The sequence below is a fragment of the Streptomyces sp. NPDC004134 genome, assembly GCF_042874195.1.
Lineage (GTDB): Bacteria > Actinomycetota > Actinomycetes > Streptomycetales > Streptomycetaceae > Streptomyces.
Genome location: NZ_JBIAMS010000015.1, coordinates 1 through 14016, shown reverse-complemented (window position 1 = coordinate 14016; position 14016 = coordinate 1). Strand labels below are relative to the sequence as shown.

The window sequence follows — 14016 nt, the reverse complement described above, 5'->3', positions numbered from 1 at the left end:
AGTAATCGGAGCAGCACGTGCCGCGTGAGGTGTACTTCTACGACCCGCCGGACCGCTTCGTGGCCGGCACGGTCGGGCTGCCGGGGCGCCGCACCTTCTTCTTGCAGGCGTCCAAGTCCGGCCGTACGACCAGCGTTGCGCTGGAGAAGGCGCAGGTGTCCGCGCTGGCCCAGCGGATCGACGAGCTTCTCGACGAGGTGGTACGGCGCAGCGGCGGCACCAGCGACGTGCCGGCCGTCGCCCCCGCCGACCTGTCCGACACCGCGCCCCTGGACGCCCCCATCGAGGAGGAGTTCCGGGTCGGCACGATGGCCCTGGCGTGGGACGCGGAGAGCGAGCGGATGGTCGTCGAGGCGCAGGCTCTGGTCGAGTTGGACGCCGACTCCGACGAAGACCTGGCGGCGGCCGAGGAGGCGCTGCTGCAGGACGACGAGAACGGCCCGCCGATGCTGCGCGTACGCCTCACCGGGCAGATGGCGCGCGCCTTCGCCAAGCGGGCCAACGACGTGGTGAACGCCGGCCGGCCGCCCTGCCCGCTGTGCAGCCTGCCGCTCGACCCGGAGGGACACGTATGTCCGCGCCAGAACGGATACCGCCGGGGGGAGTGAGCCCGCTCGCCCTGGCGTCCGACGAGGCCCGCGCGCTGCTCACCGGCGGCGAGCTGACCGTCGCCGGGCGCATCCGCGGCGCGTCGAACGCGGTCCTGTTCTGCACCGTCGCCCACGCCGGGCGCACGGCGGAGTGCGTGTACAAGCCGGTCGCGGGGGAGCGGCCGCTGTGGGACTTCCCCGAGGGCACGCTGGCGCAGCGCGAGGTCGCGGCGTACGAGGTCTCGGAGGCCACCGGCTGGGGGCTGGTGCCGCCGACGGTGCTGCGGGACGGCCCGTTCGGCCAGGGCATGTGCCAGCTCTGGATCCCGCCCGCGGACGAGCAGGACGAGCAGGACGGTACGGACGCACCGGATGCACCGGACGGGACGGACGGGCAGTCGGGACGGGACGACACGGGTGCGCCCGGCGGAGCCGATCTGCTCGCCCTCGTCGAGGGCGACGAGCCGGGACCCGGCTGGAAGGCCGTCGGCTACGCCGAGACCGGCGAGGGCCGCCCCGCGCTGCTCGTGCACGCCGACGACGTCCGGCTGCGCCGCCTCGCCGTCCTCGACGCCGTGATCAACAACGGCGACCGCAAGGGCGGCCACCTGCTGCCCGCCGCCGGCGGCCGGCTCTACGCCATCGACCACGGTGTGACGTTCCACACCGACGACAAGCTGCGCACCCTGCTGTGGGGCTGGGCAGGCGAGCCGCTGCCCGCCGAGGCCGTCGCGGTGCTGCACCGGCTCGCGGCCGGGCTCGCCCCCGAGGGCCCGCTGGCGGCCCGGCTGGCGCCGCTGATCACGGCGGCGGAGGTGGCCGCGCTGCGTGCCCGTACCGCCGCCCTGCTGGCCTCGGGACGGCACCCGGAGCCCAGCGGCGAGTGGCCCGCCATCCCCTGGCCGCCGGTCTGACCCGGCCGGTCCCCGCGCCCGTGCCGCGCGGGCGTATTCCGTACGAACCCTCCCACCCCTGTCCGAATCCGCGGCCTCGCGCCGCCCGGGTCGTTTCACCAGGCAACCGCCGGTTACGCTCGTTTACATGCATGCCTGGCCTGCTCCCGAGGTCCCGGTGCTCCCCGGCACCGGCCGCGACCTCCGCCTCCACGACACCGCGACCGGAGGGCTCGTCACCCTCGATCCCGGCCCGGAGGCCCGCATCTACGTCTGCGGTATCACCCCCTACGACGCCACCCACATGGGGCACGCGGCTACGTACACCGCGTTCGACCTCGTGCAGCGCGTCTGGCTGGACAACAAGCGGCAGGTCCATTACGTCCAGAACGTCACGGACGTCGACGACCCGCTGCTCGTCCGGGCCGCCGAGACGGGTGAGGACTGGACCCTGCTCGCCGACCGCGAGACGGACCTGTTCCGCGACGACATGACGGCCCTGCGGAACCTGCCGCCGCGCGAGTTCGTCGGCGCCGTGGAGGCGATACCGCGGATCGTGCCCCTCGTGGAGCGACTGCGCGACGCCGGTGCGGCGTACGAACTCGACGGCGACGTCTACTTCTCGGTCGAATCCGACCCCCGCTTCGGCGGTGTCTCCGGGCTCGACGCCGCCACCATGCGGGAGCTGTCCGCCGAGCGCGGCGGCGACCCCGACCGGCCGGGCAAGAAGAACCCGCTCGACCCGCTGCTCTGGAGCGCCGCCCGCGAGGGCGAGCCGAGCTGGGACGGCGGCTCGCTGGGCCGCGGCCGGCCGGGCTGGCACATCGAGTGCGTCGCCATCTCGCTCGACCACCTCGGCATGACCTTCGACGTGCAGGGCGGCGGCAGCGACCTGATCTTCCCGCACCACGAGATGGGCGCGTCCCACGCGCAGGTGCTGACGGGCGAGTTCCCCTTCGCCAAGGCGTACGTGCACTCCGGGCTCGTCGCCCTCGACGGCGAGAAGATGTCGAAGTCCAAGGGCAACCTGGTCTTCGTCTCCCAGTTGCGCCGCGACGGCGTCGACCCCGTGGCCGTACGGCTCGCGCTCCTCGCCCACCACTACCGCACGGACTGGGAGTGGACCGCCCACGGGCTGGAGCAGGCGGAGCGGCGGCTGGCGCGCTGGCGCGATGCCGTCTCCCGGCCCGAGGGGCCGCCCGCGGAAGGGCTCGTGGAGGAGGTCCGCGCCGCGCTGGCGGAGGACCTGGACTCGCCCGCGGCGCTGGCCGCCGTGGACCGCTGGGCGGCGCTGCAGCGCGCCGAGGGCGGTACGGACACGGGAGCGCCGGGCGTGGTCTCGCGGGCGGTGGACGCGCTGCTGGGCGTGGCGCTGTAGCGGTACGGGCGGGCCGGCGTCAGTCCTTGCCGCCGGCCTCGCCTTCGCCGTCGCGACCGGGGCGCTTGCGGTCGCCGGTCCCGGCATCGGTGTCGGTGCCGTCGTCGGAGGCGCCGTCGCCCGCGCTACGGTCCGGGCCGTCCGGACCCTCCGTGGCGTCCGCGTCCTCCGCGGCCCCGGTGTCCCCGTCGTCCTCGGCGGTCCCGGAGTCCTTCCCGGCGCCGTCGGCCTCCGGCTCCGCGGCGCCCTCCGCCGCGTCCGTACCGCCGCCGTCCTCGTCGTCCTCGCTGTCCCCGTCGCGCTCCTCCGGCGCCCGCGGCTCCTCCCGCTCCGTGAGGTCCGCGAGGGGCTGCGGCCCGGAGAGGTCGCGCAGGTACGGTCCCGCGCCCGGGTCCCGGCGGCGCAGATAGCGCTCGAACTCGCGGGCGATCGCCTCGCCCGACGCCTCCGGCAGCTCCGCGGTGTCGCGCGCCTCCTCCAGCGTCTGCACGTACTCCGCGACCTCGGTGTCCTCCGCGGCCAGTTGGTCCACGCCCAACTGCCAGGCCCGCGCGTCCTCGGGCAGCTCGCCGAGCGGGATGCGCACGCCGATCAGGTCGTCGAGCCGGTTGAGCAGCGCCAGGGTGGCCTTCGGGTTGGGCGGCTGGGAGACGTAGTGCGGGACGGCGGCCCAGAGGCTCGCGGTCGGCACGCCCGCGTGCGTGCACGCCTCCTGGAGGATGCCGACGATCCCGGTCGGGCCCTCGTAGCGGGTCTCCTCCAGATCCATGGACACCGCCAGCTCCGGATCCGAGGTCACCCCCGTCACCGGCACCGGCCGGGTGTGCGGCGTGTCGCCGAGGAGCGCGCCGAGCAGCACGACCAGCTCCACGCCCAACTCGTGGGCGAAGCCCAGGATCTCGTTGCAGAACGAGCGCCAGCGCATGCTGGGCTCGATGCCGCGGACGAGCACCAGGTCCCGCGGGTTGCCCTTGCCGTCGGCGTCCGCGATCCGTACCGCGGACAACTGCGTGGTGGGCCAGGTGACCTTCCGTACGCCGCCGTGGAGGGTGACGGTGGGCCGGTTGACCTGGAAGTCGTAGTAGTCCTCGGCGTCCAGCGACGCGAAGACCTCGCCCTTCCACTCCCGGTCGAGGTGGCCGACCGCGGAGGAGGCGGCGTCACCGGCGTCGTTCCAGCCCTCGAAGGCGCAGATCATCACCGGATCGACCAGCTCGGGCAGCCCCTCCAGCTCGATCACCCAGCGCCTCCTTCCGGCGGTGACGGCCCCTGTGGCCACGTGCTCCGAAACATGCGGCCCCCAGCCTAAGGCTTCCCCGTCGGCGCGCCGTATCCCGTGCGGCACGAGTACCGATTCATCCGAGGTGTGCACCTTCAGGAGGGTTGGCAGCTCGTCAGTACGGATAAATCACTCACTGCCTCTGGACGTTGGCAAGCCCACCCCGATATACATCGGATGACTGCTGAAAGATCCGATGTTCCAGACGCGAGGGAAGCCTGCATGCGACCGACTGTCACCGATTTGGACGTCTCCGACATCCGCTTCCCGACCTCACTGGAGCTCGACGGGTCGGATGCCATGCATCCCGACCCGGACTACTCCGCCGCGTACGTCGTCATCCGCACCGACGACCCCGGCGTCGAGGGGCACGGCTTCTGCTTCACCATCGGCCGCGGCAACGACGTCACCGCCGCCGCCATCCGCTCCCTCGCCCCCTACGTCGTCGGCCGCCCCGCGCCGCGTACCGCCGCCGAGCTGGCCGAGCTCTGCACCACCCTCACCCACGACTCCCAACTGCGCTGGCTCGGCCCCGAGAAGGGCGTGATCCACATGGCGGCGGGCGCCGTGGTCAACGCCGCCTGGGACCTGGCCGCCGGACAGGCGGGCCTGCCGGTCTGGGAGTTCCTGTCCCGCATGACCCCCGAGGAGCTGGTGTCCCTCGTCGACTTCCGCTACCTCTCCGACGCCCTCACCCCCGACGAGGCGCTGGCCCTGCTGCGCGCCGCGGAACCGGGCCGCGCCGAGCGGGCCGCGCTGCTGCGCGCCGAGGGCTACCCCGCGTACACCACCACGCCCGGCTGGCTCGGCTACTCCGACGAGAAGCTCGTCCAGCTCTCCAAGGCCGCCGTCGCCGAGGGCTTCGGCCAGATCAAGCTGAAGGTCGGCGGCGACCTCGACGCGGACGTACGCCGCATGCGGCTCGCCCGCGAGGCCGTCGGCCCGGAAGTGCGCATCGCCGTGGACGCCAACCAGCGCTGGGACGTCGCCGACGCCGTGCGCTGGATGACCGCCCTGGCCCCGTACGCGCCGCACTGGATCGAGGAGCCCACCAGCCCCGACGACGTGCTCGGCCACGCCGCCGTCCGCGCCGGGCAGCCGGTGAAGGTGGCCACCGGCGAACACGTCGCCAACCGCGTGATGTTCAAGCAACTGCTCCAGGCCGGCGCCGTCGACTTCGTGCAGATCGACGCCGCCCGGGTGGCCGGCGTCAACGAGAACCTGGCCATCCTGCTGCTCGCCGCCAAGCACGGTGTGCCGGTCTGCCCGCACGCCGGCGGCGTCGGCCTGTGCGAACTGGTGCAGCACCTGGCCATGTTCGACTACGTCGCCGTCTCCGGCACCCGCGAGGACCGCGTCATCGAGTACGTCGACCACCTGCACGAGCACTTCACCGACCCGGCCGTCGTCGTGGACGGCCGCTACCGCGCACCCGAGGCCCCCGGCTTCTCCGCGCGCATGCTCCCCGATTCGCTGGCCGCGCACCGCTACCCGGACGGACCGGTCTGGCAGGCCGTGGCCGAGCGGGAACAGGGGAGCTGAGCCCCCATGCCCGACGCACCGCACACCGCACCCCACGCCGCACGGCCGGCTCCCCGGCCCGCCGCGGCCCGAGCCGAACCCCCCAGCCGCATACCCGAGACGAACGACGGGACGGGACTCCCATGCTGACTCGCAGACTTCGCACGACGGCCGTCGCGGCCTGCACCACACTCCTCGCCCTCGCCCCGCTCACCGCCTGCAACCGCGGCAACGACGCGGCCGGCGGCGACGGCCAGGTCGGCATCGACATGCCGCGCACCGACAGCGACTTCTGGAACTCCTACCACCAGTACCTGAAGAAGGGCGTCTCGGACGGCGTGGTCGACGCCCTGCCGATCACCAACTCGCAGAACGACATCGGCAAGCTCGTCGCCAACGTGCAGGCGTTCACCGACCAGGGCGCCGACGCCGTCATCATGGCGCCGCAGGACACCGGCGCGGTCGCCTCCACCCTGGAGCGGCTGGCGGAGGAGGACATCCCCGTCGTCAGCGTCGACACCCGCCCCGACAAGGGCGACGTCTACATGGTCGTACGGGCCGACAACGAGGCGTACGGCGTCAAGGCGTGCGAATACCTCGGCGAGCAACTGGGCGGCAAGGGCAAGGTCGTGGAGTTCCAGGGCGACCTGGCCTCCATCAACGGCCGCGACCGCTCGGTGGCGTTCAAGAAGTGCATGGACGAGAAGTACCCCGACATGGAGGTCTTCGAGCTGCCCACCGAGTGGAAGGGCGACGTCGCCTCCGCCAAGCTGCAGAGCGTCCTGGCCAAGGAGAAGACGATCGACGGCATCTACATGCAGGCCGGCGGCGTCTTCCTGCAGCCCACCCTGGCGCTGCTGGAGCAGAAGGGGATGCTCAAGCCCGCCGGCGAGGACGGCCACATCACGATCGTCTCCAACGACGGCATCCCGGAGGAGCTGGACGCCATCCGCGCCGGGAAGATCGACGCGACCGTCTCCCAGCCCGCCGACCTCTACGCCGAGTACGCGCTCTTCTACGCCCAGCAGGCGCTGAAGGGCAAGGAGTTCAAGCCCGGCAAGACCGACCACGGCTCGACGATCGTCAAGATCCCGAACGGCCTGGAGGACCAGTTGCCGGCCCCGCTGGTCACCAAGGAGAACGTCGACGACCCCGAGCTGTGGGCCAACCAGCTCGAAAAGCAGGGCTGAGCCGTGCCCGCGGCGCCCCCCGCCGTACGCGCCGACGGCGTCGTCAAACGCTTCGGCCCCACGCTCGCGCTCGACGGCGTGCACCTGGAGGTCGCGGCCGGCGAGGCACACGCCCTCGTCGGCCGCAACGGCGCCGGGAAGTCCACGCTCGTCTCCGTGCTCACCGGCATGGAGCGGCCGGACGCCGGCACCGTGACCTTCTCCGGCGCGCCCGCGCCGGGGTTCGGCGACACGGCGGCGTGGCGCGCCAGGGTCGCCTGCGTCTACCAGAAGCTCATGATCGTCCCGGACCTCACGGTCGCCGAGAACCTCTTCCTCAACCGCTACACCGGCGGCGGCGCCATCAACTGGCGCGGGCTGCGCTCGCGCGCCCGCGAGCTGCTGGCGGCGTACGGCGTGGAGGTGGACCCCTCGGCGCGGGCGAAGGATCTCGGCGTCGAGCAGCGGCAGTTCGTGGAAATCGCGAGAGCGCTGAGCTTCGGCGCCCGGCTGATCATCCTCGACGAACCGACCGCCAGGCTCGACGCCGGCGGTATCGACCGGCTCTTCGGCAAGCTGCGCGAACTGCAGCGGCAGGGGGTCGCCTTCCTCTTCATCTCCCACCACCTCCAGGAGGTCTACGAACTCTGCGACACCGTCACCGTCTTCCGTGACGCCCGGCACATCCTCACCGTGCCGGTCTCCGGGCTGCCGAAGGAGGACCTGGTCACCGCGATGACCGGCGACGGCGCGCCCGCCGGCGCCGCCGGTCCCGCCGCGGTCCCGCGGCAGGCGACGGCGGCGAGCGGCGCCGAGCCCGTGCTGCGGGCGCACGCGCTGGCCGTGGCCGGCGCGTACGAGCCGCTGGACCTGGCCGTGCGCGCCGGGGAGGTCGTCGGCCTGGCCGGCGCCGCCGCCAGCGGCAACACGGCGATCGGCGAGACCCTCGTCGGCATGCGGGCGCCGGACGGCGGCCGGGTCGAGGTGCGCGGGACCGCCGTGCGCACCGGCAGCGTGCCGCACGCGCTGGAGGCCGGCATCGGGTACGTACCGGAGGACCGGCACGAGCAGGGCCTGGTACCGGGGCGCAGCGTCGCGGAGAACGCCACGCTCACCGTCGCCGACCAACTGGGCCCGTACGGCACCGTGCTGCCCTCGCGCACCCGCCGGTTCGCGCAGCGCATGATCGAGTCGCTCGACATCAAGACCTCGGGGCCGGGACAGGACGTCGACGGGCTCTCCGGCGGCAACCAGCAGAAGGTCGTGATCGCCCGCGCGCTCGCCCGGGACCCCGGCGTGCTCGTGGCGATCAAGCCGACCGCGGGCGTGGACGTGAAGTCCAAGGACGCCCTGCTGGGCGTCGTCCGGCGGGTGGCCGACGGCGGCAGCGGCGCGGTCATCGTCTCCGACGAACTGGACGACCTGCGTGTCTGCGACCGCGTGCTCGCGCTCTTCCACGGGCGGGTGGTCGCGGAGTTCGCCGGCGGCTGGACCGACCGGGAACTGGTCGCCGCCATGGAGGGCATCGAACCAGGAGCCCGCGACCCGCAGCAGGATCCCGGCAGCGGCACGGACCGGCCGGAGCAACAAGCACAGCCAGACCAGGCGGACCAGTCGGTTCGGCCCGACCAGCAGGACCAGCAGGAAAAGGGGCAGCAAGCATGACACGGCCTACGTCCACAGCGCCGCCGGCCGGCGCGGCCGAGGGCGGAGCGGCGGTGGAGAAGAAGCCGCGGTTGCAGCTCGGCGGGGTGGAGATCGACCTCGGCCGCTGGCGCGACTTCTCGCTCGTACCCGTCATCTTCGTGCTCGGCGTGATCGGCTTCATCGTCTCGCCCGCCTTCCTGACCTCCGACAACCTCATCGGCGTCGTCCAGCAGTCCACCGAACTCGGGCTGCTGGTCCTGGCGCAGGCCCTCATCCTCATCAGCGGCCGGATGGACCTGTCGCTGGAGTCGACGATCGGCGTCGCGCCGGTGATCGCGCTCTGGCTCGTACTGCCCGCCGAGGGCGGCCGGTTCACCGGCATCGAACTGCTGCCGTCCGGCACGTCGATCTTCCTCTGCCTCCTCGTCGGCGCCGTCATCGGGCTCTTCAACGGCTTCCTCATCCTCAAGCTCAGAGTCAACGGCTTCATCGCCACGCTCGGCATGCTGGTCATGCTGCGCGGCCTGCACGAGGGCATCACGGGCGGCAAGTCCATCATCGAGGTGCCCGAGTCCTTCGCCTACCTCGGCAAGGAGAGCTGGCTCGGCGTGCCCGCCGCCGTCTACGTCTGCCTCGGCCTGTACGCCGTCGGCGGGCTGATGCTCGGCTACCTGCGGCACGGGCGCGCGCTGTACGCCATCGGCGGCAACCCGGAGGCGGCGCGCGCCGCCGGCATCCGCGTCGACCGCATCACCTGGATCGTGCTGGCCATCGGCGGCATGCTCGCGGCCTTCGCCGGCGTCCTCTACACCGGCCACTACGGCTCGGTCTCCGCCGGCCAGGGCAAGGACATGATCTTCCAGGTGTTCGCCGCGGCGGTCATCGGCGGCATCAGCCTGCGCGGCGGACGCGGCACGCTCTTCGGGGCGCTGACCGGCGTGCTGACGCTCCAGCTCGTCATCAACGTGATGACGCTCGCGGGCGTGCCGGCGGAGTGGACGAAGTTCCTCAACGGCGCGATCATCATCGTGGCCCTGGTCATTTCCCGGTTCGTCAGCGGCGAGAAACAGGACTGAGAGGCGGCGGATGCCCCCCATACCCAGGCTCGGCCTCGGCTGCGCCAATCTCGGCAACCTCTACCGGGCGATGCCGGACGCCACCGCGGCGGAGATCGTCGAGACCGCGTTCGCGCACGGCTACGGCTACTTCGACACCGCGCCGCACTACGGCGTCGGGCTGTCGGAGGAGCGCCTCGGCCGTGCGCTCGCGGGCCGGCCGCGGGACTCGTACACCGTGTCCACCAAGGTCGGCCGGCGGCTGCGGCCCCTCGGCCCGGGCGAGACCGAGCCCGCCCACGACTTCGTCGGCACCCCGGCCCGCGGCCGGGTGTGGGACCTGAGCAGGGACGGGATCCGGGCGACGCTGGAGTCGTCGCTGGAGCGGCTGGGGCTCGACCGGGTGGAGATCGCCTACCTCCACGACGTCGAGAACCACCTGCCGCAGGTGTACGAGACGGCCTTCGCGGCGCTCGCGGAGCTGAAGGCCGAGAAGGTCGTCGGCGCCATCGGCTTCGGCATGAACTTCAGCGACCACCTGGGCCGGCTCGTCGCCGACCTCGATGTCGACGTGGTGCTGTGCGCCGGCCGCTGGACGCTGCTGGAGCGGAGCGCGTACGACGACCTGCTGCCCGTCTGCGAGCGGCGCGGCACCTCCGTCGTCGTCGGCGGCGTCTACAACACCGGGCTGCTCGCCGACCCGCGGCCCGGCGGGCGGTTCCACTACGGCGAGGCGCCGGCCGAGGTGGTGGAGCGGGCGCGCGGGATCGCCGAGGTGTGCGCCGGGTTCGGGGTGCCGCTGAAGGCGGCGGCGCTGCGCTACCCGTTCGCGCACCCGGCGGTGGTCTCCGTCGTCCCGGGTGCCTCCCGGACGCGGGACGTCCGGGAGAACGCGGAGATGTTCGCGTACGACATCCCCGACGCGCTCTGGCCCGCGCTCGTCGAACTCGGGCTGCTCGACGCCGACCTGCCGCTGCCCGCGGCCGCGGGAGGCTGAACGTGCCGCGGATCGACGCCCACCACCACCTGTGGGACATCAGCCGCCGCCCGCAGCCGTGGATGGACGGCTCCTGGGCCGACCCGCTGCGGCGCACCTTCACCGTGGCCGACCTCGCGCCGCACCTGGCGGAGCACCGTATCGACGCCACGGTGCTGGTGCAGAGCTCGTCGTCGTACGAGGAGACGCTGGAGCTGTGCGAGGAGCCGGACCCGCCGGTGGCGCTGGTCTGCGGCTGGCTCGACCTGACCGCGCCGGGACTGGACGCGGACACCCTCCGCCGCACGCCCCCGCGCCTCGGGGCGGTGCGCCACCAGGCGGAGGACGAGCCCGACCCGCGGTGGCTGGAGCGTCCCGACTTGCTGCGGGCCCTGGGCCTCGCGGGGGAGGCCGGCCTGGTGTACGACCTGCTGGTGACGCCGCGCGAGCTGCCGGCGGCGATCGCCGCGGCCCGCGCGGTGCCGCACACCCGGTTCGTCCTCGACCACGCCGGCAAGCCGCAGATCGCGGCGGGGGAGTGGCAGCCGTGGGCGGACCTGGTCGCGGGGCTGGCCCGGCTGCCCAACGTGAGCTGCAAGCTGTCCGGTCTGGTCACGCAGGCGGACTGGGAGCACTGGCGGCCGGCGGACGTGCTGCCGTACGCCCGGCACGTGATCGACGTCTTCGGGCCCGGCCGGATCCTCTTCGGCTCGGACTGGCCGGTGTGCACGCTGGCGGCGGAGTACGGGCGGGTCGTCGAGCTGGCCGAGGAGGCGGTGGCGGACCTCTCGGCGGCGGAGCGGGAGGCGTTCTTCGGCGGCAACGCCCGCCGGCTCTACCTCGGGGACTGAGGCGGGGCGGCCGGGCCCGGCGGGCGGCCGCCGTCCGGCCCGTCCCCTCCCGGCCCGGCTCCCGGCGCCCGGGTCACAGCGTCCGGCGCAGCCACTGCTCGACGCTGGCGATGTGCACCGTCGCCCACGACCTGGCCGCCTCCGCGTCCCGGCTGCGCATCGCATCCAGGATCGCCCGGTGCTCGGTGAGCGTGCGCCGTACCGCGTCCTCCTGCGTCAGACCGCGCCAGATGCGGGCGCGGGCGGTCGGCCCCGACAGCCCCTCCAGCAGCGAGCTGAGCACGGAGTTCCCGGACGCCTGCACGATGCGGCGGTGGAACTCCAGGTCGGCGCGGACCAGTTCCTCCACGGACGGGTCGGCGCCCAGCTCCGCCAGCTCCGCCTCCAGCGCGTCCAGCTCGGGCTCCTCGATGCCGGCGCAGGCCAGCGCGGTGGCGGCGGGCTCCAGGATGCGCCGTACGGCGAGCAGCTCCAGCACGGTGTCGTCGCGGTGGAAGTCGACGACGAAGCTCATCGCCTCCAGCAGCAGTTGGGAGTCGAGGCTCGTGACGTAGGTGCCGTCGCCCTGCCGTACGTCCAGGATGCGTATCAGCGCGAGCGCGCGCACCGCCTCGCGCAGCGAGTTCCGGGACAGGCCGAGCTCGGCCGCCAGCTCGCTCTCCTTGGGCAGCCGGTCGCCCGGCCGCAGCTTGCCGGAGACGATCATTCCCTTGATCTTCTCGATCGCCTCGTCCGTGACCGCCATCTCGCGCCCTCCCTGACGCAGACATCCGATGTCTGCGCGCTTCCATTATGACCTGCGTCCCGGGTGAGCGGAGCAGGGGAGGGCGGCGAATCCGGCGGAAGGCGGAAACGGGGGAGGGGAGAGGCGCCCCCATGGCGCCTCTCCCCCCGGACTTCCGGGCCCGCGGCGCGGCTCAGCCCGGCTTGCGCGCGAGGAGTTCGCGCACCCTGGCCCGTACGTCGGCGGTGTCCAGGCCGCGGATCGTCACCGTCGTACGGCGGCGCAGCACGTCGTCCTCCGTCTCGGCCCACTCGTGGTCCCGGGCGTAGACCACCTGCGCCCAGATCTCGGGCCCGTCGGGGTGGATGCGCTCGCCCAGGTCCGGGTTCTCGTTCACCAGGCGGGCGATGTCGAACGACAGCGAGCCGTAGTGCGTGGCCAACTGGCGGGCGGTGTCCGGGGCCATGCGGTGTCCCGGGTCGCGGTCGACGAGGAGCCGGTGCGCGACCGCGTTGGGGTTCGCCACGCCGGGCAGCGGCGTGTGGCGTACCAGGGACTTCACCGGCTGCATGTCCTCGGCGATCGCCCCGCCGTGCTCCTTGGCGAGCTTGCGGAGCACCATCCGGCCGATGTGGCGGTACGTCGTCCACTTGCCGCCCGCCACCGACAGCATCCCGCCGGCGCCCTCGCTGACGACCGTCTCCCGCTTGGCCTGCTCCGTACCGCCGGGACCGCCGGGCAGCACCCGCAGCCCGGCGAAGGCGTACGTCACGAGGTCGGGCGACAGGTCGTCGTCGCGCACCGAGAGCGACGCCTCGTCGATGATCTGCGCTATGTCGCCCTCGGTCGGGTGCACGGCGGCCGGATCGCCCTCGTACGGCTCGTCCGTGGTGCCCAGCAGCAACTGGTCCTCCCACGGCAGCGCGAAGGTGACGCGGTACTTGTCCACCCACGTCGACATCGCCGCGCGCCACGGCGACCGCCGCTTGAGCACGATGTGCGCGCCCTTGGAGAGCCGGATGGAGGGGTCCGCGGCCGAGTCCTCCAGGCGCCGCAGGTGGTCCACCCACGGCCCGGTCGCGTTGAGCACCAGCCGGGCGTCGACGCCGAACTCGTCGCCGCTCAGCCGGTCCCGCAGGTCCGCGCCCGTCACCTGGCCGTGGGTGAAGCGCAGCCCGGTGACCTCGGCGTGGTTGAGGACGACGGCGCCGGCGCCGACCGCGGCCCGTACCGTCATGACCGCCATCCGCGAGTCGTTCATCTGGTGGTCGCCGAAGACCGCGACCGCCTTCAGCCCCTCGGTGCGCAGCGCGGGGATGTCCCGGGCGGCCCGGCCGGGGGTGATGAGGTGGCCCACGCCGTCGCGGAACCCGGAGAGCGCGGAGTAGGCGAAGACGCCGGCGCCGAGCTTGGCGGCGCCGTGCGGGCCGCCCTTGTAGAGCGGCAGATAGAAGGGGAGCGGGTTGACAAGGTGCGGCGCTACGTCGCGGGCCAGCACCCGGCGCTCGTGGTGGTTCTCGGCCACCAGCTTCACCGCGCCGTTCTGCAGGTAGCGGATGCCGCCGTGGACGAGCTTGGAGGACGCGGACGAGGTGGCGCCGGCGAAGTCGCCGGCGTCCACCATCGCCACCCGCAGTCCCGACTGGGCGGCGTGCCAGGCCACCGAGGTGCCCAGGATCCCACCGCCGATGACCAGGAGGTCGTACGTGGCCCGGTCGAGCAGATCCCGGGACTCCGCGCGGCCGAGGGTGCGGCCGGCAGTCGGGTGCGTCCCGAGTGCGGGTATCGCCGCCGGGACGGTCTGCGGGAGAGTCATCGCCGCTACTCCTTGTCTTCGATCCAGCCCATGGTGCGCTGGACTGCTTTGAGCCAGTTGTTGTATTCGCGGTCGCGGGTGTGGGGGTCCATGCGGGGGGTCCATTCGGCGGCGCGG

At 73.1% G+C, this 14016-nt stretch carries 12 protein-coding genes; 9 read left to right on the top strand and 3 right to left on the bottom strand.

The genetic code is table 11. From position 1 onward, the window contains the following. The first annotated feature begins 17 nt into the window (after positions 1 to 17). The 3 genes from ACFYVJ_RS19595 to mshC all read left to right on the top strand — a co-directional run bounded on the left by ACFYVJ_RS19595 (position 18) and on the right by mshC (position 2861). Positions 18 to 608, top strand: coding sequence for a DUF3090 domain-containing protein (locus ACFYVJ_RS19595; RefSeq protein ID WP_388893008.1), 591 nt, complete (start codon positions 18 to 20; stop codon positions 606 to 608). Further along, the gene (locus ACFYVJ_RS19590; RefSeq protein ID WP_388893006.1) at positions 572 to 1504 is read left to right on the top strand and encodes an SCO1664 family protein; all 933 of its coding nucleotides are present in this window, start codon (positions 572 to 574) and stop codon (positions 1502 to 1504) included. Before ACFYVJ_RS19595 ends, ACFYVJ_RS19590 begins: the two co-directional genes overlap by 37 nt. 127 nt (positions 1505 to 1631) lie before the next feature. Beyond that, entirely contained in the window at positions 1632 to 2861 is a 1230-nt protein-coding gene (gene mshC, locus ACFYVJ_RS19585; RefSeq protein WP_388893004.1) for a cysteine--1-D-myo-inosityl 2-amino-2-deoxy-alpha-D-glucopyranoside ligase, read from the top strand. Between the two features lie 19 nt (positions 2862 to 2880). Here the strand turns inward: mshC and ACFYVJ_RS19580 are convergent, their stop codons facing one another. Further along, positions 2881 to 4101 (bottom strand): PAC2 family protein, encoded by a 1221-nt coding sequence (locus tag ACFYVJ_RS19580; protein ID WP_388893002.1) that lies wholly within the window; start codon positions 4099 to 4101, stop codon positions 2881 to 2883. A 261-nt stretch (positions 4102 to 4362) separates the two neighbouring features. On the opposite strand from ACFYVJ_RS19580, the gene ACFYVJ_RS19575 reads away from it, so the two are divergent. From ACFYVJ_RS19575 to ACFYVJ_RS19550, 6 genes are all read left to right on the top strand, one after another. Continuing rightward, positions 4363 to 5682 carry an enolase C-terminal domain-like protein gene (locus ACFYVJ_RS19575; protein ID WP_388893000.1) on the top strand — a complete coding sequence of 440 codons (1320 nt, stop codon included), beginning with the start codon at positions 4363 to 4365 and terminating at the stop codon, positions 5680 to 5682. 122 nt (positions 5683 to 5804) lie between these two features. After that, the gene (locus ACFYVJ_RS19570) at positions 5805 to 6851 is read left to right on the top strand and encodes a sugar ABC transporter substrate-binding protein (RefSeq protein ID WP_388892998.1); all 1047 of its coding nucleotides are present in this window, start codon (positions 5805 to 5807) and stop codon (positions 6849 to 6851) included. 3 nt (positions 6852 to 6854) lie between these two features. Beyond that, on the top strand, positions 6855 to 8495 hold the full coding sequence (locus ACFYVJ_RS19565) for a sugar ABC transporter ATP-binding protein (protein WP_388892996.1): 1641 nt from the start codon (positions 6855 to 6857) through the stop codon (positions 8493 to 8495). After that, on the top strand, positions 8492 to 9553 hold the full coding sequence (locus ACFYVJ_RS19560) for an ABC transporter permease (protein WP_388892994.1): 1062 nt from the start codon (positions 8492 to 8494) through the stop codon (positions 9551 to 9553). Before ACFYVJ_RS19565 ends, ACFYVJ_RS19560 begins: the two co-directional genes overlap by 4 nt. 10 nt (positions 9554 to 9563) lie before the next feature. After that, positions 9564 to 10529, top strand: coding sequence for an aldo/keto reductase (locus ACFYVJ_RS19555; protein WP_388892992.1), 966 nt, complete (start codon positions 9564 to 9566; stop codon positions 10527 to 10529). Positions 10530 to 10531: 2 nt separating this feature from the next. Then, positions 10532 to 11359 carry an amidohydrolase family protein gene (locus ACFYVJ_RS19550; protein WP_388892990.1) on the top strand — a complete coding sequence of 276 codons (828 nt, stop codon included), beginning with the start codon at positions 10532 to 10534 and terminating at the stop codon, positions 11357 to 11359. Positions 11360 to 11432: 73 nt separating this feature from the next. On the opposite strand, the gene ACFYVJ_RS19545 is transcribed toward ACFYVJ_RS19550, so the two are convergent. Both ACFYVJ_RS19545 and ACFYVJ_RS19540 read right to left on the bottom strand, forming a co-directional pair. Continuing rightward, on the bottom strand, positions 11433 to 12104 hold the full coding sequence (locus ACFYVJ_RS19545; RefSeq protein ID WP_388892988.1) for a FadR/GntR family transcriptional regulator: 672 nt from the start codon (positions 12102 to 12104) through the stop codon (positions 11433 to 11435). A 172-nt stretch (positions 12105 to 12276) separates the two neighbouring features. Further along, complete coding sequence (locus tag ACFYVJ_RS19540; protein ID WP_388892986.1) at positions 12277 to 13899, bottom strand: FAD-dependent oxidoreductase; 1623 nt, start codon at positions 13897 to 13899, stop codon at positions 12277 to 12279. Positions 13900 to 14016: the final 117 nt, after the last annotated feature.